This is a genomic window from Mesoterricola sp. MK458, from assembly GCF_055384935.1.
This window is the reverse complement of sequence record NZ_AP045075.1, coordinates 4,424,624-4,448,109: the sequence shown is the minus strand read 5'-3', so window position 1 is coordinate 4,448,109 and position 23,486 is coordinate 4,424,624. Positions and strand designations below refer to the sequence as shown.

The following is a 23,486-nucleotide window of genomic DNA, read 5'->3' as shown; positions in this document are numbered from 1 at the left end:
GGGGCGGAACGCGGCGGGACTACGGGATATAGATGTGGTACCCGAGGCGGGCGGAATCCGTCTCGGCCGCGGCCTGGACGTCGGCCATGGTCTTCTGGGTCCACTCGGCGGCGGTGTAGGTGGGATTCCCGGCCTTCACGGACGGCAGCCGGAAGAAGCTCTTGTCGGCGGCGGGATTGGCCGCGCCCCAGGCCAGGTCGCCGAGGGTGTCGATGCGGGCGTCCCAGGCGGCGGAAGTGGCCGTGCCCACCGTGCTCAGGAAGACGGGGTCGTTGCCGTTGAAGTTGGCCACGTTGTTGTTGGTGACCGCGGCGGCGCCGTTGGTCACGTGGGCGGCGTCGGGAAGGGCGGCCCCGGTGTTCTTCATCAGGAAGCTGGCGCCGGGAGCCAGGGTGCCCGGGATCAGCGCGGTCTTGAAGGTATTGGACGTGTTCGGGTTCGTCCAGAGGCAGAGGTAGACCGGCGTGACGGCGGCATCATAGGTGCCGGCGCCGACGTTGGTGACCTCGATCCACTTGTCGTAGCTCGCGCCTTCGTAGTACTGGCTGATGATGAGAGAGGACGCGCCCGGGATGCCGCCGGGGGTGACGGTGAGGGTGAACGTCGTGGTGGTGCTGGCGCCGTCGCCGTCGGTGACGGTCAGGGTGACGATGGCCGAACCGGTGACGCCCGCGGCGGGGATCAGGGCCAGGGTGCAGACGCCCGCGGCGTTGTCCACCACCAGGGCGGAGGGCAGCAGGACGGTGTTGTCCGCGGTGGCGGTGACCGTGAGGGCGCCGGGAGCCGTGGAATCGTCGGCCACGGTGAAGGTGGCGTTGACGGCGGCGCCCTCCGTGGTGGATTTGTTGCCCACGCCCGCGAAGGTGGGGGCCTCGTTGCCGCCCTTCACCTTGATGACGCGGGTGATGGTGTTGCTGGAGCCCAGGCTGTCCTGGACCGTGAAGGAGGCGGAGAAGGTGCCCCCGAGGGAATACGTGTGGCTCGCGGTCATGCCGGTGGAAACCGGGGTCCCGTCGCCGAAGTTCCAGGTGGCCGAGGCGATGGCGGTGCCCGCGGCGGAGGCGGAGTTCGGCGTGGCCGCGCCCGCGAAGGTCACGGTGTCATTGACGTTCACGGTGGTGTCCCAGCTGGGCTCGACCATGTGGACGTTGGGGCCGGAGGTCTGCTCGAAGGGAGTGCGCCAGCCGCGCACGTCCACGGTGGCCTTCCAGGCGGGGATGTCGAGGCCGGGGGCCACGGTCTGGAGGTTGGGGAAGAAGTCCAGGCCGGTGAGGGCCTCGATGCGGGCCACGGAGGTGACGTAGGTGGTGAGGGTCGCCGGCGCGTTGACCAGGCCCCAGGCGTTGGGCAGGATCAGGGCCAGGGCCTTGGGCTGGCCGGGCGTGGCTTCGGAAACCACGATCTTGTAGCAGGCCGTGGGAATGGCGATGTTCAGGCCGGGCTGCGCCTTGGAGGCCCACCACGCGGGGCTGGGGGGGAAGTAGGAGCCGGTGTAGACCCACACGCGGCCCAGGTAGGACGTGATGCCGTTGGTGTCGCCGCCCTGGGTGCCGCCGATGGTCTCCTCCAGCCGCTGCCAGAGCTGCTGGTTGAACTGGGAGATCTGGGGCACCAGGTTGCTCATGATGGTGGCGTCGTCGCCGGCCACGGGGGTGTAGCGGTAGGAGACGTCGGCCCGGGGCACCTGGTGGCCGCGGTCGAAGCTGTCCGGCGAGTTGGCCCCGCCCGTGTAGATGCCCGTGTAGTCGTCCTTGCCCACCCGGGGCGCCTCGAGGCGCAGGTCGGCGGTGTAGTCCTTGTCGGAATTGGCGTAGGGCTGGTGGACCGGGAAGTTCAGGTACGAGGTCCACACGGGGTTCTTCAGGGACTCGTCATAGCCCAGGCGGAAGGAGCCGTTGGGGTAGTTCACGGGGTCCACGTGGAGGGAAGGCAGCACCGTGAGGGGCCGGCTGGGCACCGCCACCGGATCCCCCGCGTAGACGGGGCTGGGCACGGAGGCCACGGCGTAGGTGTTGGCGCTCTCCACCTGGAAGGCGCCGTCGCTCACCAGGACGGAGTAGGCATCCCCGTTGGTGGGGAATTCGGTCGAGGGCACCGTGTAGGAAGCGGCGTTGGCGCCGTCGATGGGGGTGCCGTTCTTGCGCCAGGAATACGTGAGGGCGCCGCCGTGGTTCGCGGTGGCCGAGACGGTGAACGTCACGGCGTCCGGAGGCAGGACGGTGCGGCTCTCGGGCTGGGCGAGGATGGTCGGCGGCGCGTGCACCGCCACGGCCGCGGCCAGGGAGAGGGTGGAGGTGACGGTGCCGTCGAGGGTGCAGGTGGCCACGGCGTCGTAGCTCCCCGCGTCGGCCACGGCCACGGCCGCGATGGCGAACTCGGGCGAGGTGGCGCCGGCGATGGGCAGGCCGTCCTTGCGCCACTGGTAGGTCACGGAGCCCGCATTGGCCGAGGCCGCCACGCTGAGCGCCAGGGGCGCGCCCAGGTCCACGGTCTGGGAAACCGGCTGGAGCGTGAAGACCGGAGGCACGTTCACCTGGAGCGCGGCCGCCGCGGAGGTGGCCGAGGTGACGGTTCCGTTCACGGTGTTGGTGACCACCGCGTCATAGCTGCCGGCGTTGGCGGCCGTCACGGCGGTGAGGTTCAGGGTGGCTGAGGTGGCGCCAGCCAGGGCGGAGCCCCCCTTGCGCCACTGGTAGCCCAGGGTGCCCTTGCCCGTGGCCGCCACGGTGAAGGAGGCGGAGGCCCCCTGTACCACGGTGAGGCTGGCGGGCTGGGCGGTGATGACCGGCGGGACGTTGATGGCCAGGGTGGCGGGGCGGCTGTGCACCCAGCCCGTGGGGTTGCTCACGATCACCGTGTAGACGCCCGCGCTGGCGGCCGTGGCGGCGGGGATGGTGTAGGTGGCCGAATCGCCGCCCACCCGGTGAAGGCCCTTCAGCCACTGGTAATGGAAGCGGCTGGGCTTGCCCGTCACCTCCACCTTGAAGGTCACCGCCTGGCCGGCGATGGCCGTCTGGCTCCGGGGCTGGGTGACGATCCTCAGGTGATCGGGCTTGTGGAACCAGCCGAGGTGCCGGCCCTGATCGTGGTCGCGGTCCGGGCCGCCGGCCCGGGTTGGGGTGCCCAGGCCGAGCACGGCCAGGCAGAGGCTCAGACGAGCCAAGCTTCGAAGCGCCTTCATGACAGTCTCCTGGAAATCCGGGGTAATGGTTCATGAAGTATCCAGCGACCGCCCCCGGGTACCAAGTCAAATCTTGTGAATTCCCGGCAACAAATTCAGCGTTCGCTTGTTTGTCTGTCTCTCGGGTTCCGGCACAGGGCCAGGAGGGTGATGTCGTCCGAGGGCTCGAAGCCCGCCACGTGCCCGCGCAGGGCCTCGGTCACCCGGTCCAGCCACGGGCCGGCGCCCCCGCCGGGGGGCACCCCCAGCAGCCGCGCCTCCCCGAAGAACCCCCCGGCGCCCTGGGCCTCGGTCACCCCGTCCGTGAACAGCAGCAGCCCCTCCCCGGGCGCCAGGACCTCCCGCGCCACCCCGAAGGCCGACCCGGGCAGGAGCCCCAGCGCCGGGCCCGTGGGGGCCAGCCGGGTCCGCACCACGCCCCCGGAGGCCACCAGCGGCGCGTCGTGGCCGCAGTTCGCGTAGGCCAGCTCCCCCGACCCGGAATCCACCATCCCCAGGAAGGCCGTGGCGAACATGCTGGAGCGCTCGTGCACCGTGGCGATGTAGTCGCTGGCGGTGCGGGCGGCGCGCTCCAGCACCTGGGCCGGGTCGCCCGGGGCCGCGGTGGCCGCGGCGCGGATGAGGGTCCGGAAGAGCGCCATGTAGAGCGCGGACCCCACCCCCTTGCCGCACACGTCGGCGACCACCACCATCGTGCGGCCCCCGTCCACGGCGAAGGCGTCGTAGAAGTCGCCCGCCACCTGCGTGGCCGGCGCGAACCGCGCGGCCAGGTCCCACCCGTCCAGCGCCGGCAGGGCCTCGGGCAGGAACCCCTTCTGGATCTCGTGGCCGATCCGCAGCTCGCGCTCGAGGCTCTCGGTGTGCAGGCGCTCCCGGTCCCGGAGGCGCTTCCGGTCCAGGGAGGCCCCCACCCGGGCCCTGAGGATCACGGGGTTGAAGGGCTTGGGGAGGTAGTCCTCCGCCCCCAGCTCGATGCAGCGCACCACCGTCTCCAGTTCCTCCACCGCCGAGATCATGATCACCGGCAGGTGGCGCAGGGCCTCGTCGGCCTTGAGCTGGGCCAGGACCTCCAGGCCGTCCATGCCCGGCATCATGATGTCCAGGAGCACCACGTCGAAGCCGCCGCCCTCCACCATGGCCAGCGCCTCGGCCCCGCCGGCCGCGGAGGCCGTGGCCAGGCCCAGCTTCTCGAGCCTGCGGGTGAGGAGGTTCCGGTTGGCCTCCACATCGTCCACCACGAGGACCCGGCCCGGGGACGCGCTCACGCCTCGACCGGGGCGTCCGCCAGGAGCCGGCGCAGGTAGGGGACCTGCTCCTGGGCGGCCCGCTCCCCGACCTCCGCCACGTAGGGGATCTTCTCCGTTTCGAACAGGCCCACCCGCTTGTCGAACCTGGGCACGATGAGGATCACCTCGGAATGGTGGGTGAGGTTGTGGAAGGCGAACCGCGACTTGAGCAGGTTGTTGGTCATGATGCTGCTCAGCTGGAAGGAGAAGCGGCCCAGGGTGTTGAACCGCCGCTGGTAGGGGCTCTCGAAGCCCACGGCGATGATCACGTCCGCGCCCTCGCGCATGGCCACGTTCACAGGCAGCGGGTCCGACATGAAGCCGTCGATGAGGAGCCGGTCCCCGATGCGGTGGGGGCTGAAGATGTAGGGGATGGAGATGCTGGCGCGGATGGCGTCCACCACGCTCCCCTCCCCGAGGATGGCCTGGTCCCCGTTGGCGAGGTCCGTGGCCGTGATGAACAGCGGAACCTTCGCGTCCTCGATGGCCATGTCCCCGAACGTCTCGCGCAGGCGGCGCATCACCAGCACGTCCTTGCGCATGCCGAAGACGGCGTCCCTTCTTCCGAAGAGCCGCCCGAAGACGACGCGCAGCAGGGCCAGGCGGTCCCGCTGGCTCGTGAGCTCCCGGGTCCACAACCGGGTGCTCATCTCCAGGGTGGTCTCCACGTCGTGGCCCGCGGCGATCATGGCGGCGTAGATGCTCCCGGCGCTGCAGCCCACCACCAGGTCGATCCCGATGCCCTCCCGCCGCAGCACCCGCTGCACCCCCAGGGCCGCGGCGCACTTCACGCTGCCCGCGCCGATGACCAGCGCCACCTTCTTGGAATGCCTCGAGGCCAGGTTACCTTCCATAGCTGGCCACCGCCTCGTCGATGCCGGGGAAGAGCTTCAGGATCCCGGTGAAGCCGCTGATCTCCAGCACCCGGTTCACGTCGGGCCGCACCGCCCCCAGGCGGAAGTCGCCGCCGGCGCGCCGCGCCTCCTTGACCACCGCCAGGAGCGTGCGCAGGCCGGCGCTGCTGGTGTAGTCCACCGCGCTGAAGTCCACGGCCAGGCGCACCTTCCCGCCGCGCACCTGCGCCTCCAGGGCGTCCTGCAGGGCCCCCGCGGTCAGGCCGTCGATGCTGCCCACCACCGTCGCCACCGTCACATCGCCCACGTCCTTGACCGACAGATCCATCAGGTCCTCCCTCCCATGAACTTCACGAGCGTCACCCGGTTCCCCCGGGGCGCCACGTCCTCGTGGCGCACCTCGTCCACCACGGCCCGCACCAGGCTCCAGCCGTGGCCCCCGGGGCTGCGGTCCCGCCACCCCGAGGCCAGGTCCGGGGCCGGCGCCGAGGCCGGATCGAAGGGCGCCGCGCGGTCCTCCACCACCACCTGCCAGGACCCGGGCTCCGCCCGGAACGCCACCCGGATGGGCCCGGGAGCCCCCGGCGCGTAGCCGTGCAGGATGATGTTGGCGCACACCTCCTCCACCGCCAGGCGCAGGTCGTGGCGCGCCGCGCCGGCCACGCCGGCGCGGTCGAAGGCCTTGGCCATGAAGGCCAGGATGGACCCCAACCCATGGGCGTCGGCGGTCACCTCCAGGGCGGCCGGGGTCTCCGGTCCGGTCATGGGGACCCTTCGACGACAAATGAAACATTCAATTCGGTCACCCCCCGAATGCGTTCCCTTGGTTGCTTGATGAGCGAAAAATGCGACTCATTCTCGCACATCCTGATGTCTGAACACATGAAAATTCAGGGGATTTCCGGGGGCACCAGGGCCGCGATCTTGGCGAGCAGCCCGTCCAGGTCCACCGGCTTGGTGCCGTAGTCGTCGCACCCGGCGCCCAGGGCCTTCTCCCGGTCCCCGCTCATGGCGTGGGCGGTGAGGGCGATGATGGGGATGGGCCGGGTGGCGGCGTCCGCCTTCAGCAGCCGCGCCGCGTCCCATCCGTCCAGGCCGGGCAGGCTCATGTCCAGGAGGATCAGTTCCGGCGCCCCGGTGCGGGCCAGGGCCACGCCCTCCAGGCCATCGGCGGCGGTGACCACCTCGTGGCCCCGGCGCCGCAGCCGCCGGCTCAGCATGTCCCGGTTGTTCTCGTTGTCCTCCACCAGCAGGATCCGGGTCAAGGCTCCCCTCCCGGCTCCGGGGCCTCGGCCGGAAGGCGTAGGGTGAAGCGCGACCCCCGGCCGGGCTCGCTTTCCACCTCGATGTCCCCGCCCATCATGCGCGCCATGCGCCGGCCCACGGCGAGCCCGAGGCCCGTGCCGCCGAAGCGCCGCGTGGTGGAGCTGTCGGCCTGGGAGAAGCTCTGGAAGAGCCGGCCGATCTGCTCGGGGGTGAGGCCGATGCCCGTGTCCCGCACGGCGAAGGCGAGCCAGCCGCCCTCCCGGTCCACCTCCAGGGCGACGGCGCCGCCGGAGGTGAACTTGCAGGCGTTGCCCAGGAGGTTGAGGAGCACCTGGCGCACCTTGGTGGCGTCGCCGCGCATGGCGCCCGCCTCCGGGGCGCAGCGCAGCTCCAGGGAGTTGGCGTTCTTCGCGGCCAGGGGCAGGGTCAGGGACACCAGCTCCTGCACCAGGGGCTCCACGGCGAAGTCCTCCAGGTGGAGTTCCATCTTCCCCGCCTCGATCTTGGCGAGGTCCAGGATGTCGTTCACCAGCAGGAGCAGGTGCTTGCCCGCGGAGGTGATGCGGGCCAGGTCCTCGCCCATGGTGTCCATGCCCGCGTCGGCGGCGTCCTCCTGGAGCATCTCGCCGTAGCCGATGATGGCGTTGAGGGGGGTGCGCAGCTCGTGGCTCATGCGCGAAAGGAACTCGCTCTTGGCGCGGGTGGCCTCCTCGGCGGCGGCGTACAGGGCCTCCAGGTGGCGCTTCTCTTCCACCTCCGCCAGGAGCCGCGCGGCGCGGATCTTGGCGGCGGCCATGTGCCCGGCCACCGCCAGCAGGCGCAGGTCCTCCCCCGTGAAGGCGCCCCGGGCCAGGCCCGCGTCCAGGTAGATCACCCCCACCACCTCGCCGTCGTGCTCCAGGGGCACCATCATCACCGAGGCCGCCCCGCTGGCCACGATGGACTGGGCCTGGGCGAACTGCGCGTCCAGGACGGGGTTGTTGATGAGCAGGGCCTTGCGGCCCTCCACCACCTTCTCCAGGAGCGTGCGCGAGGGCTGCACCTGGAAGCCGGCCCCCTGCCGCCGGGTGCGGGAGGCCACCTGCACCATCTCCCCCCGGGCATCCACGAGCAGCGCCGCCCCGCGGTCCGGGCGCAGGAACGGGAAGATCCGCTCCAGGAGGTTGCCCAGCATCACTTCGGCCCCGGCGTCCCCCAGCATGTCCAGGCTGAGGCCGTGCATGAGGTCCAGGGCCTCCTTCCACCCCGGGGCGCCCTCGGGGGCCGGAACGGACGGGGACGAGGCCCGCAGCTGCTCCACCTCCATGATGAAGGAGATGGAAGGGTCCTCGGCCCGCTCCAGGGCGAGGCTCACCCGGCCCAGCACGAGGCTGTCGCCCGGGGCCACGGCCCGGGGCCCCGCCAACAGCTCCCCGTTGACCCGGGTCCCGTTGCGCGAGCCCAGGTCCTCCAGCAGGGCGCGGCCGGCATCCAGGAACAGCCGCGCGTGGTTGCGGGAGAGGCTGGGATCGTACACGACCACGTCGCAGGACGGGTCCCGGCCGATGACGAGGGACGGCCGGTCCTTCCCCAGCTTAGCGGGGGGACCGTCGGGAGGGCGGAGCCAGAGTTCGTCCATGGGATGACCTGTTGATGGGCCATCTTGGATTGTTTCCCGAACCTGTCAACTATAAACTATTTAACCGCTTTCGCCCTCACTGCACATCACTGACCCGGCCGTTCAGGAAGGTGACCTTCAGATCGCGGTAGACGTAGATCTTCTTGGCTCCCAGGTCCACGGTGTTCCGGGGCCGGCCCAGGGCGGTTTCCACCTGCGCGGGGGTCATGCCCAGGGAGACCGTCGTGCCGGAGGGCGTGTCGTCGCCGGCGTCGATGAGGGAGCGCTCGGCCCCGTTGGCTTCGCGCACCGCCTGGGTGAGCTCGGTCTGGGCATCCGCGTCGGGCCGGAGATCCCGGGCGTAGTCGGCTTCCTGGGAACCCAGGGCCGAGGCCGGGAGGGCCGGAATGCCGTCCTTGCCCTGTTCGGTCTGGAGCTTGGCCAGGCCGCGCTCCATGGAGGCCTGCATGGTGTTGGCCATCTCCTGCAGGTCCAGGGTCCGCACCGAGACGTAGCCGCCCCGGGGGCAGCTGGCGCCGCGGGTGGACAGCACCCGCACCTCGGCCCATTCGGCGCCCTGGGCGGGCGTCTGGGAAAGCTGGAGCACGTCGCCGTCCACCAGCGAACACTCCTCGCTGCCGGAATAGGCCATCACGCCCCCCGACACCACGAAGATCCGGGGCCCCCGCGCCGTGAAGATCGCCGGCGGGCCGGAGACCGCGGCCGGGTCCGGCCGGGCCTCGTCCATCTGCCGGCGGACCTCCTCGGCGATGGCGTCCTTCACCTCGGGCGACAGGGAGGTGCCGCTGTCGTACACGACGGGCGGCGCCGAGACGGTGACGTTCTGGGCCAGGTAGGCGGATTCCAGCGAGGCCGCGATGATGAAGTCCGCCAGCCAGAAGGCGGGGCTCCGGTACACCGGGTAGGGCGCGAAGTAGCCGCCGTAGTAGCCGTACCAGGGCCGCGACGACCAGCCCCAGGTGTAGCGCACGGGCCGGCTCCACGGGGAATGGCACCAGGAATAGAAGGCCGGGCGGTAGGCGTGGCGGGGCATGTAGACGTTGTAGGTGCGCCCGCCGTAGAACCAGGGGCGGTACACCGAGGCGTGGGGCACCCCGTTGACGATGTAGGTGCGGTGCACGTAGGCGTGGCCGCGGAATTCCACCGGACGCTGGATGTAGCCCATGCGGCCCGTGGCGTTGGCCACGATCACGCGGCCCCCGGGGCGCACCACTTCCACCTGCCGCACCCCGCTGGGCGAATGGCGGATCACGGCGCCGCCCGGCGTGCGCACCTCCCGGATGGCCCCGGTGTGGGTCCGGCGGATCTCGCCGCCCTCCCGGGTGCGCACCACCTCGTGCACCGGTCCCCGGCCGGCGGGGCCGGGACGGACTTCCGTGGGCCGGGGGACCCCGCGCCCGGGTTCGGGCCGGGTCTCGGGCCTGCGTTCCGTCCGCGGATCGGGGCGCACCTCGGGGCTGCGTTCCTGCCGGGGCTCGGGCCGCACCTCGGGCCGGCGTTCCGGGCGGGGCTCGGGCCGGATCTCGGGCCTGCGTTCCTGGCGCGGTTCGGGCCGAACCTCGGGGCTGCGCTCCGGGCGGGGCTCGGGCCGCACCTCGGGCCTGCGTTCCTGGCGAGGTTCCGGCCGGGTCTCGGGCCTGCGTTCCTGGCGGGGCTCGGGCCGGGCCTCGGGACGGCGCTCCTGGCGCGGTTCGGGCCGGGCCTCGGGCCTGCGTTCCTGCCGGGGCTCGGGCCGGGGTTCAGGCCGAGGTTCGGGCCTGCGCTCCTGCCGGGGCTCGGGTCGCTTCTCCCGGGGCTCCTCCTTCTTCCGGTCCTGGGCCTGGAGCAGAAGCGACGCGGCCAGGAGGGCCACCAGGGCCCTCCCGCCGCCGCTGAAGGCCTTTCGGATCCTGCTGGCGCCCATGGACATGGTGACTCCTGGTGACATGCGACCACTCTACACCCGGACCCCCGACAGGGGGGGCGCCGGGGCGGAGCCCGCGTCAGTCCCCGGTCTGGAAGGCCACCGCCAGGCCGTGCACCGTGGCCGCGATGCGCACCGCCTCGAAGACCTGGGCCTCGGAAAGGCCCCCTTCCACCAGGACGGCCTCGTGGGCCCGCACGCAGGCCTCGCACCCGTTCACGGCGCTCACCGCGAGGCAGAACAGCTCGAAGTCGAGCTTCGGGCCCGCGGTGCGGGCGATGCGGTTCATGCGCAGGCGCACCGGAAGCTGGGCGTAGGACTCCTTGCCCACCAGGTGGCGGAAGCGGTAGACGATGTTGGTCATGCCCATGAGGGCGGCCGCGGCCAGGGCGTCTTCCACCGTGGCCTCCCCGGCGGCCTCCAGGGCCTGGGCCCGCAGTTCGCGCAGCAGGTCCGGGTTGCGCGCCGCGGCGGCGGCCGCCAGGGCCGTGCCCAGGCGCTGGGCGGGCTCCAGGGGGGAATCGCCCAGCACGGCCTGGAGGTTGAGCTTGAGGTCCCGGGCGTAGGCGGGGAGGGTTTCGAGGGTCGTCATGGTCACACCTTCAGGGTCGCGTCGCCCTTGCGCCAGTTGCAGGGGCAGAGTTCATCGGTCTGGAGGGCGTCCAGCACGCGCAGCACCTCGTCCACGCTCCGCCCCACGCTCAGGTCGTTGACGCTCACGTGGCGGATGACGCCCTGGGGATCCACCACGAAGGTGGCCCGCAGGGGAACGCCCTCGGTCTTGTGCAGGACGCCCAGGGCCGAGCTCAGCTCGCGCCGGGTGTCGGCCAGCATGGGGAAGGGCAGGTCCTTGAGGTCCTCGTGCTGGTTGCGCCAGGCCAGGTGCACGAAGTGGGTGTCCGTGCTCGCGCCCAGCACCTGGGTGTCCCGGTCCTGGAAGTCGCCGTCGCGCTTGCCGAAGGCCGCGATCTCGGTGGGGCACACGAAGGTGAAGTCCATGGGCCAGAGGAAGAGCACCTTCCACTTGCCGGGGAAGCTCTCGTGGGTGAGGGTCTCGAATTCCTTGCCGCTGTTCACGGCCTGCAGGGAGAAGGAGGGGAACGTGTCGCCGACGGTCAGCATGTCTATTCCTTTGGGAGAGGGGAGCGGGATCGCTCCGCCCAACCAGCATCCCGTTTCCCCGGATCCAGGTCCAAGATATCAATTCTATCAAAGTGATAGCATGAACCTATGACGATCGCTCCCCTGCCCTGCACCCTCCGCCAGATGCAGTACGCCCTCGCCGTGGCGGAAACCCTCAGCTTCCGCAAGGCCGCGGACCTCTGCGCCGTGGCCCAGCCCTCCCTCAGCGCCCAGGTGGCCGCCCTGGAGGAGGCGCTGGGGGTGCCGCTCTTCGAACGGGGGCGGGGGGGCGTGCGGGTCACCACCCCCGGCCGCGCGCTCATCGCCCGCATGGGCGCCCTGCTGCGGGACGCCGCTGACCTGACGCACGAGGCCCGGTCCCTGCGGGACCCCCTGGCGGGCCCCCTGCGCCTGGGCATCATCCCCACCCTCGCCCCCTACGTGCTTCCCTTCCTCGTGCCGGCCCTGCGCACGGCCTTTCCGCGCCTCCAGCCCATCTGGATCGAAGGCACCACCGCCACCCTGGCCGCGGGCCTGGAGGACGGCGGCCTGGAGGGCGCCCTGCTGGCCCTGGAAGCGGACCTGGGCGAACTGGAGACCTTCCCCCTGGGCCAGGATCCCTTCCTGGTGTGCCTGCCCGCCGGCCACCGCCTGGCCCGGGGCGAACGCCCCCTGCCCCTGGACGCCCTGGAGGGCGAGCGCCTCCTCCTGCTGGACGACGGCCACTGCCTGCGCGGCCAGGCCCTGGCCGCCTGCGGCCGCACCCGGGTGGAGGAAGCGGGTTTCCGGGCCACCAGCCTGTCCACCCTGGTGCACATGGTGGCCGGCGGCCTGGGGATCACCCTGCTGCCGCGCCTGGCCGTGGGCACCGAGGCCGCCCGGGCCACGGTGGCCCTGCGCCCCCTGGCGCCGCCCGTCCCCTTCCGCACCCTGGCCCTGGCCTGGCGGTCCGGCTCCTACGCCGGCGCCGCCCTGCGCAGCGTGGGAACGGCCATGGCCGCCGCCCTGCGGGAGCATCCGGACGGCGGAGGGACGCCGTGAGCCGCGGGGCGGCTTTCCACCCGGGCCGGCGGACCGACTACCCTGGAAGCATGGACTCCACGCTGCGCATCCGGACGATCCTCACCTTCTGGCTGCCGCTTGCGGCCGCCTGGCTCATGATGGGCGCCGAGGGCCCCTACCTGTCGGCCATCGTGGCGCGCATGGACCGGCCCGTGGAGAACCTGGCGGCCTTCGGCCTCTCCTTCACCCTGGCCTGGCTGGTGGAATCGCCCATCATCATGCTGCTTTCCGCCTCCACCGCCCTGTGCCGGGACCGGGCGAGCTTCCTGGCCCTGCGGCGCTTCGCCTACCTGCTCAACGGCACGCTGACGGCGATCCTGGTGGTCGTGGCCCTGCCGCCGGTGTTCCGCCTGCTGGCGCAAGGGGTGCTGGGGCTGCCCGCCGACGTGGTGCACCTGGCCAACCTGGCCACGGCGATGCTGGCCCCCTGGCCCGCGGCCATCGGCTACCGGCGCTTCCACCAGGGCCTGCTGGTGCGCACGGGCCAGACCCGCCGGGTGGCCTACGGCACCGTGCTGCGCCTGGTCACCATGTCCCTGGCCGCCGCCGGCCTGGCCCTGGGCACCCGCCTGCCGGGGGCCTGCATCGGCGCCCTGGCGCTCAGCTCCGGCGTGGTGGCCGAAGCCGCCGCCAGCCGCTGGATGGCCCACCGGGTGGTGCGCGACCTCCTGGATCCCGGCCCCCCCAGCGGCCCGGCCCCCACCTTCCGGGAACTGGCCCGGTACTACTACCCCCTCGCCCTCACATCCATCATCGCCATGGCCACCGCGCCCCTGCTCACCTTCTTCATGGGCCGGGGCCGCGACCCCCTGCAATGCCTAGCCGCCTGGCCCGTGGTGCACGCCTTCGTGTTCTTCTTCCGGAGCGGGGGCAGCGCCTTCCAGGAAGTGGGGGTGGCCCTCACCGGCGCCGACGGCCGCCACGCGGCCCAGGTGCGCCGGGCGGCCACGCTGCTGGCGGCGGGGTCCACGGCGCTCATGGCCGTGGCGGTGTTCACGCCGCTGGGGGCGCTGTGGTTCCGGCGGGTGGTGGGCCTGGGCGCCGAGCTGCTGCCCTTCGCCCTGCTCCCCGCCCAGGTGCTGCTCCTGCTGCCCGCCATGGAATACCTGCTGAGCTTCCAGCGGTCCCGGTGGATCCTGGCCGGCCGCACATCCCTGGTGTCCACGGCCACCGCCCTGGAAACCGTGGGCCTCACCCTTTCCATGGCCCTGTTCGCCCTGGTGCTGGACTGGCGCGGCACCCTGGCCGCGGCCCTGGCCCTGACGCTGGGCCGGTCCGCCGCCTGCGGCTACCTGCTCCGCAAGGCGGCGGACGAGCCGTTCACTGGTAGCGGGACACCCAGTGGGCGTACGGCGGCGGAAGCGTCCGGGCCGCCGCCTCCGGCACCCCCAGCGTGCGGGCCGCGTGGAAGGGCCAATGCGGGTCATCCAGGAGAGGTCGCCCCAGGGTGACCAGGTCCAGGCGCCCCTCGCGGATCAGGGCGTCGGCCGCCCGGGGATCCCGGGCCAGGTTCCAGCTGGTGGTCACCGGCAAGCCCGTGGCCCCGTGCACCCGGACGGCGGTGGGCACCATGAAGTCCGGGCCCCAGGGGATATGAGCCTCCGGCGTGTTGAACCCCAGCGACACATCCACGAAGTCGAGCCCCTCGGCCTTCATGCGGCCCAGCAGCGCGACGGCTTCGGCGAGCATCGCCTCGTCGTCCCCGTGGAACTCCACCACGCCCAGGCGCACGGTGAGCGGAAGGTGCGCGGGCCACACCGCGCGCACGGCCCGGAAGGTCTCCAGCAGGAACCGGGCCCGGTTCTCGGCGCTGCCGCCGTAGGCGTCGGTGCGCCGGTTGGCCAGGGGCGAAAAGAACTCCTGCGCCAGGTATCCGTGGGCGAAGTGCAGCTGGAGCCATTCGAAGCCCAGGTCCCGGGCGCGCTCGGCAGCGCGGACCATGTCCGCCTGCACCCTGCCGATGTCCTCCAGCGTCATGGCCCGCGGCACCCGCGGCAGTCCCTTGCCGTAGGCCACCGCCGACGGCGCCAGGGTCTCCCAGGCGTTGGGCTGGCCCAGGGGGATGTGGTCGTCCCCCTCCCAGGGGCGGTTGGCCGAAGCCTTGCGGCCCGCGTGGGCGAGCTGGATCCCCGGCACCGCGCCCCCCGCCTTGATGGCCGCGACGACCGGCGCCAGGGCCTGGGCCTGCGCGTCGTTCCACAGCCCCAGGTCGGCCCAGCTGATCCGGCCCTCCGGGGACACCGCCGTGGCTTCCACCGTCACCAGGCCCGCCCCGCCCCGGGCGAGGGAGGCGTAGTGCCCCAGGTGCCACGCGTTGGCCAGGCCCTCGTCGGCCATGTACTGGCACATGGGCGGCACGGCGATGCGGTTGCGCAGGGTCACGCCCTTGAGCGAATAGGGGTCGAACAAACCAGGCATGGATCACTCCTTTTCAATGCCGGCGGCGCTGCGGCCGCCATCCCGGGTCCCGCCCGGCTGGATTCGACATTAATTGCAGACGCCGTATATTTCAATACAAGATTATTCCTAATCGCAATTTTCACCCCCTGCTATCATCCCCTGGGCACTGCCCGGAGACGCGATGGCCCCTTCCCCCCAACCCACCCCCCTGGCCCAGCACTGGTGCGCGCTGTCGCTCCTGCACGAGCGCATCCAGGCCCACCTGGAACGGGCCCTGCAGGCCCGGCACCAGCTGAGCGTGCGCGAGTTCTCCCTGCTCACCGTGCTCGCCCGCCAGAACGAGGGCGGCAAGGGCCACCTGCAGATGAAGCAGGTTTCCGATTCCGTCCTCCTCAGCCAGAGCGCCACCACCCGCCTGGTCACCCGCCTGGAGGAACGCGGCCTCCTGGAACGCGCCTTCTGCCCCATCGACCGCCGCGGCATCTACACCCACGTCACCGAACAGGGCTTCGCCACCCTGGACCGCGCCCGCCCCACCCACGACGAGGCCCTGGAACAGGCCCTCGCCGAGGCGCGGCGGGACCCCCAGTTGGTGCCGCTGGTGCAGGCGCTGGATGCCCTGGATCTGGGGGCGGGTGGGGCGGCGCGGCCGGGAGCCTGAGGGCGGACCGGCCAGCATCGCCTGGCCAACCTTCCACGAAACATGGGCGGAAGGTACGCATCCCCGCTCCGGCGCCGGCCTTGCCTTCCGGCCGGTGGCCTCCTATGCTGGACCCGGAGTCTGGATGCGACAGCAGCACACGACAACCTGGATGAACCTGGAGACGGTTGCCGTCCCCAGGGCCGAAGCCTAGGCTCCGGCCCTCACCCTCTCGGAAGCGCCCCCGTCGGGGGGCTTGAGCGGTCATTCATCCAGGAAATCCACCATGACGCATTCAGCGTGTCCATCCGCGGGCCTCGGCCTGCCACCCTTCGATTCCCTCACCCCCTACGGCTGGTCCCCGACCCACGGCGAGACCTTCCAATCCATCGCCTCTCCCGGCTGCGAACCGGGCCGCGTCGTGGCCGCCTCCCGCGGCCTCGTGCTGGCCCAGACCCCCCGCGGCGAATGCTGGGGCGTGCCCACGGGCCGCCTCCGCGAACGTCTCCAGCGCACCGGCCTGAGCCTCTGCGCCGGGGACTGGATCCTCCTCCAGCCCAACCCCGGCCCGTCCAAAGCCTCCATCGTGGACCTGATCCCCCGGGGAGCGACGCTCACCCGGTCCTGGACCGGCTCCGGCGGCCGCCCCCAGTGCCTCGCCGCCAACCTCGACGTGATCCTCCTGGTCATGGGCCTGGACCGGAACTTCAACCCGGCGCGCATGGAGCGGCTCCTCTCCCTGGCCTGGGGCAGCGGCGCCCAACCCGTCGCCGTCCTCACCAAGCGGGACCTCAACCCGCAATGGGAGGCCTTCACGGCCCGCATCGAGGGCATCGCCCCCGGCGTGGCGGTCCGCGCCATCTCCGCCTGGACCGGCGAGGGCCTGGAAGTCCTTCCGGAGCTCCTGCCCGAGGGCCACACCGGCGTCCTGGTGGGGTCTTCGGGCGCCGGAAAATCCACCCTCCTCAACGCCCTGATGGGCAGCGAGGTGCGGCGCACCCGGGAGGTGCGCACGTCGGATGGCCGGGGACGCCACACCACCTCCCTGCGGGAACTCTTCCTGCTGCCGGGCGGCGGGTGCCTCATCGATACGCCCGGCATCCGCGAAGTGGGCCTGTGCGCCGAAGGCTCCGACCTGGATTCCGCCTTTTCCGACATCGCCTCCCTGGCCGAAGGGTGCCGCTTCCGCGACTGCACCCACGGCGCCGAACCCGGCTGCGCCGTGCAGGCCGCCCTTTCCGAAGGCGCCATCGACCCCGACCGCTACGGCCACTACCTGCGCCTGCGCAGGGAAGTGGCCTTCGAGGCCGCCCGCAGCGACGAGCACCTCTGGCGCGAACGCGAGGAAAAATGGCGCCGCATCAGCAAACTTCAAAAGACCTTCAAGAAACGGTGAATGCATGTCCCGCGACCAACGCCCCCCTCGAGGGCCCCTCCCCAACCGCCCCACCGACGCCTTCCTCCGCACCCACTGCGGCACCACCGTGCCCGCCGAAGCCCTGGGAACCCGCCAGCGCAACCACTGCCCCCGCTGCCTCCGGAGCCTCCACGTGGACGTCACCGTGGGCGACCGGCGCAGCCTGTGCCGGGGCGTCATGGACCCCATCAGCGTGTGGGTCCGCCACGGCGCGGAAATGGCGCTCCTCCACCGCTGCCGCCGCTGCGGCGTCATCCGCTCCAACCGCATCGCGGGGGATGACGACCTCGAACCCCTGCGCGCGCTGGTCAGGAGCCTGGGGGAGGTGGGCGGGGGGTTCTGACACGGCGGAGATCCGCCGGCCTCGCGCCGCCAAGGGCCGGACCCAATGGCCTCCGGTGACAACCCGCCCCTGCTAGCGCGGGCACCGGAGGCGCCCGTCGCCGGGGTGCGATCCGCCCACGGAGACCGCCCGTTTCCGCAGAGACCCGAGGACTTTCGCGATGCGTTCCACCATGCTCAGGTTGGGGTCGGGATTCCCGTGAGGCGCTCCTCAAGGAAGTGTGCCGCCAACTGCCGTTCCCGTGCCCGGCCCATACGCAGGGCATCGAAGAGCGCCAGAAGCTCATAGAGCGCAGGATCCGACAGGGCCGCCTCGGTCGCGGACTTGTACAGGGGCTCAACGCTGGTCCCCCGGACCGTCCCATCCTTGTGGGGCCAAACCGGGGGCAGATCAGCGTCCGCCTGGAGTTCGTCCTTGAGGGGAGAGGCCGCGTGGGCGGTGGGGAAACCCCGGGTCACCTGGCCCAGTTGGGTGGGGAAGGCGTACTTGGCGCCGTGGATCAGGAATTCCCTGATCGGCATGGGGCTGGGTGGGGAGGACAGCCCATCCGATGGCAGGAGGCCCCCCTTCCGTGCGCGCTGAACCGCGTTGTGGGTTTCGGCGATGCTCATGCCGAGTTCGTGAGCCAGGGTCTGGTAGTTCCAGGCACGACCGCGCCCGACCCAAAGTTTGAGCGTGACGAGGAGGTCTTGGGGTTTAAGCACCATATTCCAAATATATCTACTATTCACGAATTGTGAATAAGCGGGTGAAAATTTCGGTCGGTCACCCTCCTGAACCACCTTGCGTGCACGAAGACGGACGCTCCACGCTAAGGGTAAGGACGGCTCAATCAGGTTTCTGGCGTTCCTGCACCGCTGCTGCCGATGCGGCGTCATTCGGTCCAACCGCATTGCCGGGGATAACGACAGGCGGATCATCGCCCAGGCTGAGTGTGGGTGCACAATGGTTCGGACCCGATCGTTCAAAAAACCCGCGCCGCCATTCCATCCGTTGCGCAGGAAGCCGGTCTCAAGCGGAGAACCAAGGCGCCATGACCTCCCTCAAGCTCTTCATCCCGGATTTCGGCCCCCTTGCGGCCCAGCCTGTCTACCAGCGCCACCTGCTCGTGGGTGAACGGGCCGTCGCCACCGGAATGGCGACCCTGTTCCACCCCGAACCGGCCCGGGTTGAGGACCTCCTGCTTTTCCATTCCCCCGAATACGTCGAAGCCCTGGCCCAGGGCGTCCCGGACCCGCTGGCCTCCTCCGGCGGGACCTGGTTCCCGGGCCTGATGGATTTCGCGCGATCCATCGTCGGGGCCTCCTTCGCCTCCATCGAGGCCGCCGCCCGCGATGGCGTCTCCGGGTTGCTGGGAGGTGGGGGCCACCACGCCTACCCGACGCGAGGCGGTGCCCTGTCCTGGGTGAACGAGATCGGGATCGGAGTCCACCACTTCCGCCGCCTGGGTTTCCAGCGCGTCCTCGTCCTGGACCTGGATGCCCATTTCGGCAACGGCACCGTCGCCGGCTTCCCCGACGACCCCGACCTGTTCCTCTTCGACCTCCACGGCCACGCCTCGGACTGGGTGAGCTGATGGACCAGGTCGAGGGCAGTGATGAACCGGCAGCTGTAGCCCTGCTGGATGGCCTTCCTACCCAAGCCGATGCCACACCTGTGACCGGTGATCTTGCCGAGGACCTGCCGGCGCTTCTGGAGCCAGAGCATGAAGCCGGGCTTGGGGGTGATCCACACGGCCCCTTCGAGCCTCCCACTTTCGGGGTGGAGGATGGCTGCCGGGAGTTCCAGCCCGGGCCGCAGCCCCTCCGCGGACCAAGGCTCCCGGCAGGTGGCCAGAGGGAACAGGTACTCGGCCATGTCGCTGTTCCGGCCACGGGGGCGCCCCAAGAAGAAGCAGGCGTGAGGAAGGCCTCTTGCGATCCTGGGGGTGATCCTCCCCGTTGGGAGGGCTATCCACAGGAAGAGAAAGGGCCCGATGGCCGATAGGTCCCCCGGAAGGGGACCATGGTCCTGGGCTACGAGGGGTGAGGTGCGTGCGCTCATGGATCCTCCAATGCTCCGCCCTAGGCTTGGGGCAAGGCGTCAAAGAGGGATGGGGATCCGTCACTGCATGGGCTGAGCCTAGCTTCCAAGAGAGGGGACTGCAACGCTTGTCCCTGGGCCCGATGAGGACAGAGTTGGCGCATGGGATTCCCTTTCGCTCCAGGGCTTTCCGAACAAGGCTTGAACGTAGCCGAAGGATTCCCGGGCATCGGGTGGGCGGCCCAATTCTCCATTCGGGGCAAAGACGCTTGCCATCATTGCCTCCCGTCGCCTTGGGCAACGATTCAGAGGTTCCCTCCCGACACCAGCGCCAGCATGGGGCTCGAACAGCCCTTTGCGGGGCAGGAGCAGTCCACGATGTTCCCGCAATGTTCTTTGATCCCTTCGGCCCAGATGCCCTCCCACCCGCATTCTGGGCAAACCAGGGGTTCGTGCTTGTAGTCGCTGTAGTAGTCGAGAATGCGGGCGCGGTACGGCTCCGGGGCCGGACGGGTTGGGCTGGGGACTTCCTCCGGTGCGGTCGATCCGATTTCCGCGCCCATGACCCACTGGAGGTAGTCCGCGTGGGTCCCGGGCTGGACGATCCCGAGGCCCTCCATGTAATGAGCCTCCGCCGAGAGGACCCGCCGGAGGATGTCCGGGGAATGCTCCGTGATTCGTTCCAGGTAGGACACCAGGATCTCCCGGTCCATGGTCTCCGGAGGCAGTTCTCGGAGGAGGTCTTCATGAGCCATTCGCTCCGAAGCGAGGGATTCCTGCTCCTCCTCCGCGTCTGCCAGTCCCGCGAGCACAAGGAATTGGAAATGTCCGTCCAGGATCTCCTGCGCCGTGGGGGAGGGCTCACCGCTCTCATGGCAAGCGATGGCTACGGCATCGGCCGTGTCGTAAATCGGGGTGTTCTCCATTCTGTCCTCGGGATTACTCATCCTTGCATGGGGCTTGACTGGCATGCAAGGGGACCGGGAGACAGTGGCTGTCTTTATGAACCTGCTTTATTCCTCAAGTCGAAGCCGGCGGATTCCCCCTCTAGGGGATTCATTTCTCATGCATTTATCTATCGGGGCATGGAAGAATGTCCGTAGCCACCTGCTGCCCTTTCAAGACCCGCCTCCCTGCTGGATGTCCAACGGCCATGGTTCACCTCGAAGATCACAAAGACATTCTTGTTCAGGCGGGGCATGGGGTTTTCGTGATTTGGAATTTATCCAAAGGGGCTGCGCCTGGAGTCAAAGATGCTCGGTCTGGAAGGTCGCGCCTATCCGTCGTCTCGGATCAATGCTCGTGATTTTCATACAGTGGGATATTGATGCGTGCCCTTCAGTCATTCCATCACGAATCTCCAGCCAACTTTGGCGCCTGGTTTATGGTGATGCTCGCCAATAGGCCACTCCCCTGGTCGTGGGACCAGGAAGATGCCGCCCTGCTTCTTCGGTGGTTCCACCATTTCGATTGGAGTCGGCACCTCGGGCAATATTCCCCGTCGAACAGCGGCGCGGCCTCTGCTTTGGCCGTGCTCCTGGCGCAAGCGTACCAGTCCTGCTTTGCAGGGGACGGGGATACAGCCGTTTGGAAACGCCTTGGCCAGGTCACAGGGCTGCCTGATACGGCCTTTGGCGCCAATGTGACGAATCTGACCCGCCAGCTTGGGCTATACAAGGACTGCACCGCGGAATCCGATCTGATCCATGTGATTCCCTTCCTCAAGCTGGTGGGCTGCCCTCAACAGGCCTTGCCGAGTCTCGGTCAGCAACTTCGGAGCAGTTCACCGGTTGGCAAGCGGTTCCGCGCTCTTGCGACGGCCCAGTGGGGTCCCGATGCGGAGGCTCTCCTGAAGGCCTGGATGCGAGAGGGGCGTGGTGTTCCTCCATTCCTTTCACCAGCGGAAGCGGAACTCCTCCAAAGAGAGCCCGAGGCGAAGAAGGAGGAGCAGGGATTCATCTGGCGCGTCCTTCAAATGACGACGGGTGCCTTCATGCCCGTGCTCTTTTCCACCAGCACCATTCCTGCCGGGGACTGGAGGGGGGCAACCGGACAGACTGTCACCGCCGAGGTTGCAAGGACCCATGGCATTCCGCAGGTGACTGGGCGGGATGGACTGGTCCAGGGAGGTGGGCAGACACTGGAAGTGTCCTGGCCGAACACGCCGACCTTCTGGTGTGAGACCAAACCGACCCCCAGGGGCGTCCGCCACGTCTACCAGAAGGGCAAGGGCGGTGGCGCCACTCTGGTCTGCCTGCCGCCTAAATGGTCCCTTGACGGAGATGGTGATCCGAGTTGGCGGTGGGTGCCCATCAAGGGCAGGTGTACCCTCTTCGATCCTTCAGGGAACCCATGGCAACCGAGGGACGAATCCCCCACCTGGGACGCACTCGACGGGATTGCCATCGAAGGGCAGCCGAACATTACCATCCTTCACGAACTGCCGTCCGGACTTCAGAAGTTGGAAACCCGTGGAGGGCAGCTGGGGAGCACGCTCCGTGAAGGGGCGGTGTGGCGGAATGATGATCTTGGGGTCCCGCCCCTTGGGCATCTCATTCTTTCCTGGGTTTCAAAACAGGGCATTCGCCGGACGAAGGAAATCTATTGCCTGCCCACGCTTCAGTTGGCCAAGTCCCTCGGGGAAAGGCCCACCGTCTGGATCCGTGGGATGGAGGGGCTGGTCGGGCGGGAGGAGGGGGGCCGGTACTACGAACTGGAGATTGAAGCCAAGGCGAATGCGTGGACTTCAGTCATTACCTTCCGTGGATGGGGTCCCGAGCCGGTTTTGCTTCGTCTCGAAGGACCACTGAATCCCTACGGAGTCTCTCTCTATGGCTGGAGGCCGCACCACCCCTGGTCCTCCCATGGCCCTTGGCATGTGGGGCCTGGTTTCCCCATGCAGGCCTATGAGGCCAACCTGCGCATCGAAGTCGCACTTCCCCCTACTGCGGAGAGCCGGGTCTGGGTGGACAACCTCGTGCCGTTGTGGCCCGACAAGATGATCAAGCATCAACGGCGCCTGGGCCCCCTTGAATTCCACGAGCCTCTTAAACCGCTATGGGATGTCATCGAGCCGATGGCTCGTCCTGTGCGTCTCTCCTTGGCCTGGGCCAATCTGGCGAATCCGGAGGATGAACGGCTCCGTTCGGCGCTCCTGGCCCGCATCTTCCCCCGGGAGGCGCCATTGAGCGTACGTGTGATGGGTGAGTGGGGCCTTCAGGTGCGGGTCAAGGGTGGGACCGGGGGAGGCCCGGATCTCAAGAGGTTGGTCATCAAGGTGGGATCGACTAAAAATCCGCTTGCCGTCCATGAATTTCCATTGGATTCCCTCACGGCCGCGCCCATCGACAACGGCATCGTCGTCCAGGTTCCCCCCCAGGATCCGGCCCACGGCCCCTACCACCTTGGCCTGCGCTCTGAAGAAGAGGACCTGCATCCCATCAGTATCCATGTGGATGGGCGGGGGAAGTTGATTCCTCGCGCGGTTGAAGCCCACTTCAAGGCCGTTCGGGGCCGGATGATCGGCGGTGTGTGCCTTCGGGAGGACCTTCCAGATTACAGGGACCAGCAGCTCCGCTTCGTTTACGACCTAGCAGAAACGCACAACCTGCTGGAACTACTAGAACGGGGCGAAATCCAACACTGGCTCGAATACCTCGGTGATGACTTTCTCTTCAGCCAGCCCTGGACCCTTGGGATTGCGCTCCGGCATCCCAAGATGACCCTTGAGCACATCATCGGTTCCACTTGGAGTGATGAGAAGAAGTTGCAAGCACTCGGGAACCTGGGCCAGAGCGGCTGGACGTGGTGGATCATCCCGCCCGCAGATATCGCTTCCATGGACCCTGAAGTCAGGACTCCGCTCCTGGCCTTCATCGCCCAACTGGCCCGGCGCAGGGTGACGGCCCTGGATGGGATCACCAATCCAGGAATCCGCAGCGTAGCCATCGCGAGGCTCTGCGAAGAAGGCCTATTTCTTCATCTGGAACCTGCGGCCCAGCGCCTCCTCCTTGAATGGATGGGGTTCCCCGTGGAGATGATGGAACAGCCGTCGCGGGCACAGGATCTTGCGCCGCGGCTGTGCCAGCAGCAGGGAGACTTCCTGGGAGGGCTGATCCAGGGGATCTTCACGCCGAGTCCGGAACCACCGCCGCCCCTGCCAAAGCCACCGGTGTCCGGGTTGGCCGGGCTTCCCCCTGTCCTAGAGCCACTCACGCGGCTGTCAGGTTGGGGACGCGCCTACCACCACTGGATGCAGACGGAATCCAGTTCGCTCATCTGTGCGAAATCATGGGCCGATGCGACGCCCGAAGTATTCAGGCACTATGGCCCACTGTTCACCTTCTTCGCCCTTCTCAACTGGAAGGATTGA

19 protein-coding genes are annotated in these 23,486 nt (G+C 69.4%); 6 read left to right on the top strand and 13 right to left on the bottom strand.

The window, feature by feature from the left end; all coding sequences use genetic code 11:
* Positions 1-19 precede the first annotated feature (19 nt).
* From ACZ5LB_RS19395 to ACZ5LB_RS19350, 10 genes are all read right to left on the bottom strand, one after another.
* Positions 20-3,181, bottom strand: coding sequence for an immunoglobulin domain-containing protein (locus ACZ5LB_RS19395; RefSeq protein WP_464603850.1), 3,162 nt, complete (start codon positions 3,179-3,181; stop codon positions 20-22).
* A gap of 95 nt (positions 3,182-3,276) precedes the next feature.
* Complete coding sequence (locus ACZ5LB_RS19390; RefSeq protein ID WP_464603849.1) at positions 3,277-4,446, bottom strand: PP2C family protein-serine/threonine phosphatase; 1,170 nt, start codon at positions 4,444-4,446, stop codon at positions 3,277-3,279.
* Positions 4,443-5,321 carry a patatin-like phospholipase family protein gene (locus ACZ5LB_RS19385; RefSeq protein ID WP_464603848.1) on the bottom strand — a complete coding sequence of 293 codons (879 nt, stop codon included), beginning with the start codon at positions 5,319-5,321 and terminating at the stop codon, positions 4,443-4,445. The genes ACZ5LB_RS19390 and ACZ5LB_RS19385 overlap by 4 nt, the downstream gene beginning before the upstream one ends.
* On the bottom strand, positions 5,311-5,649 hold the full coding sequence (locus ACZ5LB_RS19380) for an STAS domain-containing protein (protein ID WP_464603847.1): 339 nt from the start codon (positions 5,647-5,649) through the stop codon (positions 5,311-5,313). The genes ACZ5LB_RS19385 and ACZ5LB_RS19380 overlap by 11 nt, the downstream gene beginning before the upstream one ends.
* Positions 5,649-6,086, bottom strand: a complete 438-nt coding sequence (locus ACZ5LB_RS19375; RefSeq protein WP_464603846.1) for an ATP-binding protein — start codon at positions 6,084-6,086, stop codon at positions 5,649-5,651. Before ACZ5LB_RS19375 ends, ACZ5LB_RS19380 begins: the two co-directional genes overlap by 1 nt.
* A gap of 125 nt (positions 6,087-6,211) precedes the next feature.
* Positions 6,212-6,586, bottom strand: a complete 375-nt coding sequence (locus ACZ5LB_RS19370; RefSeq protein WP_464603845.1) for a response regulator — start codon at positions 6,584-6,586, stop codon at positions 6,212-6,214.
* The gene (locus ACZ5LB_RS19365; RefSeq protein WP_464603844.1) at positions 6,583-8,205 is read right to left on the bottom strand and encodes an ATP-binding protein; all 1,623 of its coding nucleotides are present in this window, start codon (positions 8,203-8,205) and stop codon (positions 6,583-6,585) included. Before ACZ5LB_RS19365 ends, ACZ5LB_RS19370 begins: the two co-directional genes overlap by 4 nt.
* A 76-nt stretch (positions 8,206-8,281) precedes the next feature.
* Positions 8,282-10,114, bottom strand: coding sequence for a hypothetical protein (locus tag ACZ5LB_RS19360; protein WP_464603843.1), 1,833 nt, complete (start codon positions 10,112-10,114; stop codon positions 8,282-8,284).
* A 73-nt stretch (positions 10,115-10,187) separates the two neighbouring features.
* Positions 10,188-10,700, bottom strand: coding sequence for a carboxymuconolactone decarboxylase family protein (locus ACZ5LB_RS19355; protein ID WP_464603842.1), 513 nt, complete (start codon positions 10,698-10,700; stop codon positions 10,188-10,190).
* Positions 10,701-10,702: 2 nt separating this feature from the next.
* On the bottom strand, positions 10,703-11,230 hold the full coding sequence (locus tag ACZ5LB_RS19350; protein WP_464603841.1) for a peroxiredoxin: 528 nt from the start codon (positions 11,228-11,230) through the stop codon (positions 10,703-10,705).
* A 108-nt stretch (positions 11,231-11,338) separates the two neighbouring features.
* On the opposite strand from ACZ5LB_RS19350, the gene ACZ5LB_RS19345 reads away from it, so the two are divergent.
* On the top strand, positions 11,339-12,271 hold the full coding sequence (locus tag ACZ5LB_RS19345; RefSeq protein ID WP_464603840.1) for a LysR substrate-binding domain-containing protein: 933 nt from the start codon (positions 11,339-11,341) through the stop codon (positions 12,269-12,271).
* A gap of 1,341 nt (positions 12,272-13,612) precedes the next feature.
* Here ACZ5LB_RS19345 and ACZ5LB_RS19340 read toward each other — a convergent pair.
* Complete coding sequence (locus ACZ5LB_RS19340; protein WP_464603839.1) at positions 13,613-14,710, bottom strand: NADH:flavin oxidoreductase/NADH oxidase; 1,098 nt, start codon at positions 14,708-14,710, stop codon at positions 13,613-13,615.
* 163 nt (positions 14,711-14,873) lie between these two features.
* Between ACZ5LB_RS19340 and ACZ5LB_RS19335 the strand changes: the two genes are divergently transcribed.
* From ACZ5LB_RS19335 to ACZ5LB_RS19325, 3 genes are all read left to right on the top strand, one after another.
* On the top strand, positions 14,874-15,353 hold the full coding sequence (locus ACZ5LB_RS19335; protein WP_464603838.1) for a MarR family winged helix-turn-helix transcriptional regulator: 480 nt from the start codon (positions 14,874-14,876) through the stop codon (positions 15,351-15,353).
* Between the two features lie 265 nt (positions 15,354-15,618).
* Complete coding sequence (rsgA, locus tag ACZ5LB_RS19330; RefSeq protein WP_464603837.1) at positions 15,619-16,728, top strand: ribosome small subunit-dependent GTPase A; 1,110 nt, start codon at positions 15,619-15,621, stop codon at positions 16,726-16,728.
* A 4-nt stretch (positions 16,729-16,732) separates the two neighbouring features.
* A complete protein-coding gene (locus tag ACZ5LB_RS19325; RefSeq protein WP_464603836.1) occupies positions 16,733-17,092 on the top strand; it encodes an RNHCP domain-containing protein in 360 nt (119 codons plus the stop codon).
* Positions 17,093-17,268: 176 nt separating this feature from the next.
* On the opposite strand, the gene ACZ5LB_RS19320 is transcribed toward ACZ5LB_RS19325, so the two are convergent.
* Positions 17,269-17,703, bottom strand: a complete 435-nt coding sequence (locus tag ACZ5LB_RS19320; RefSeq protein ID WP_464603835.1) for a MarR family transcriptional regulator — start codon at positions 17,701-17,703, stop codon at positions 17,269-17,271.
* A 422-nt stretch (positions 17,704-18,125) separates the two neighbouring features.
* On the opposite strand from ACZ5LB_RS19320, the gene ACZ5LB_RS19315 reads away from it, so the two are divergent.
* Entirely contained in the window at positions 18,126-18,668 is a 543-nt protein-coding gene (locus ACZ5LB_RS19315) for an arginase family protein (RefSeq protein ID WP_464603834.1), read from the top strand.
* Between the two features lie 751 nt (positions 18,669-19,419).
* Here the strand turns inward: ACZ5LB_RS19315 and ACZ5LB_RS19310 are convergent.
* Complete coding sequence (locus ACZ5LB_RS19310) at positions 19,420-19,869, bottom strand: hypothetical protein (protein WP_464603833.1); 450 nt, start codon at positions 19,867-19,869, stop codon at positions 19,420-19,422.
* Between the two features lie 569 nt (positions 19,870-20,438).
* Here ACZ5LB_RS19310 and ACZ5LB_RS19305 point away from each other — a divergent pair.
* Positions 20,439-23,486: a hypothetical protein gene (locus ACZ5LB_RS19305; protein WP_464603832.1), complete on the top strand. Its 3,048-nt coding sequence runs from the start codon at positions 20,439-20,441 to the stop codon at positions 23,484-23,486.

Bases quoted from the DNA above. Each gene is read 5' to 3' on its own strand.
- ACZ5LB_RS19395 (WP_464603850.1), bottom strand. From the start codon at position 3,181: ATGAAGGCGCTTCGAAGCTTGGCTCGTCTGAGCCTCTGCCTGGCCGTG.
- ACZ5LB_RS19385 (WP_464603848.1), bottom strand. From the start codon at position 5,321: ATGGAAGGTAACCTGGCCTCGAGGCATTCCAAGAAGGTGGCGCTGGTC.
- ACZ5LB_RS19380 (WP_464603847.1), bottom strand. From the start codon at position 5,649: ATGGATCTGTCGGTCAAGGACGTGGGCGATGTGACGGTGGCGACGGTG.
- ACZ5LB_RS19375 (WP_464603846.1), bottom strand. From the start codon at position 6,086: ATGACCGGACCGGAGACCCCGGCCGCCCTGGAGGTGACCGCCGACGCC.
- ACZ5LB_RS19365 (WP_464603844.1), bottom strand. From the start codon at position 8,205: ATGGACGAACTCTGGCTCCGCCCTCCCGACGGTCCCCCCGCTAAGCTG.
- ACZ5LB_RS19360 (WP_464603843.1), bottom strand. From the start codon at position 10,114: ATGTCCATGGGCGCCAGCAGGATCCGAAAGGCCTTCAGCGGCGGCGGG.
- ACZ5LB_RS19355 (WP_464603842.1), bottom strand. From the start codon at position 10,700: ATGACGACCCTCGAAACCCTCCCCGCCTACGCCCGGGACCTCAAGCTC.
- ACZ5LB_RS19350 (WP_464603841.1), bottom strand. From the start codon at position 11,230: ATGCTGACCGTCGGCGACACGTTCCCCTCCTTCTCCCTGCAGGCCGTG.
- ACZ5LB_RS19345 (WP_464603840.1), top strand. From the start codon at position 11,339: ATGACGATCGCTCCCCTGCCCTGCACCCTCCGCCAGATGCAGTACGCC.
- ACZ5LB_RS19340 (WP_464603839.1), bottom strand. From the start codon at position 14,710: ATGCCTGGTTTGTTCGACCCCTATTCGCTCAAGGGCGTGACCCTGCGC.
- ACZ5LB_RS19335 (WP_464603838.1), top strand. From the start codon at position 14,874: ATGGCCCCTTCCCCCCAACCCACCCCCCTGGCCCAGCACTGGTGCGCG.
- rsgA (WP_464603837.1), top strand. From the start codon at position 15,619: ATGACGCATTCAGCGTGTCCATCCGCGGGCCTCGGCCTGCCACCCTTC.
- ACZ5LB_RS19325 (WP_464603836.1), top strand. From the start codon at position 16,733: ATGTCCCGCGACCAACGCCCCCCTCGAGGGCCCCTCCCCAACCGCCCC.
- ACZ5LB_RS19320 (WP_464603835.1), bottom strand. From the start codon at position 17,703: ATGAGCATCGCCGAAACCCACAACGCGGTTCAGCGCGCACGGAAGGGG.
- ACZ5LB_RS19315 (WP_464603834.1), top strand. From the start codon at position 18,126: ATGACCTCCCTCAAGCTCTTCATCCCGGATTTCGGCCCCCTTGCGGCC.
- ACZ5LB_RS19310 (WP_464603833.1), bottom strand. From the start codon at position 19,869: ATGGCTCATGAAGACCTCCTCCGAGAACTGCCTCCGGAGACCATGGAC.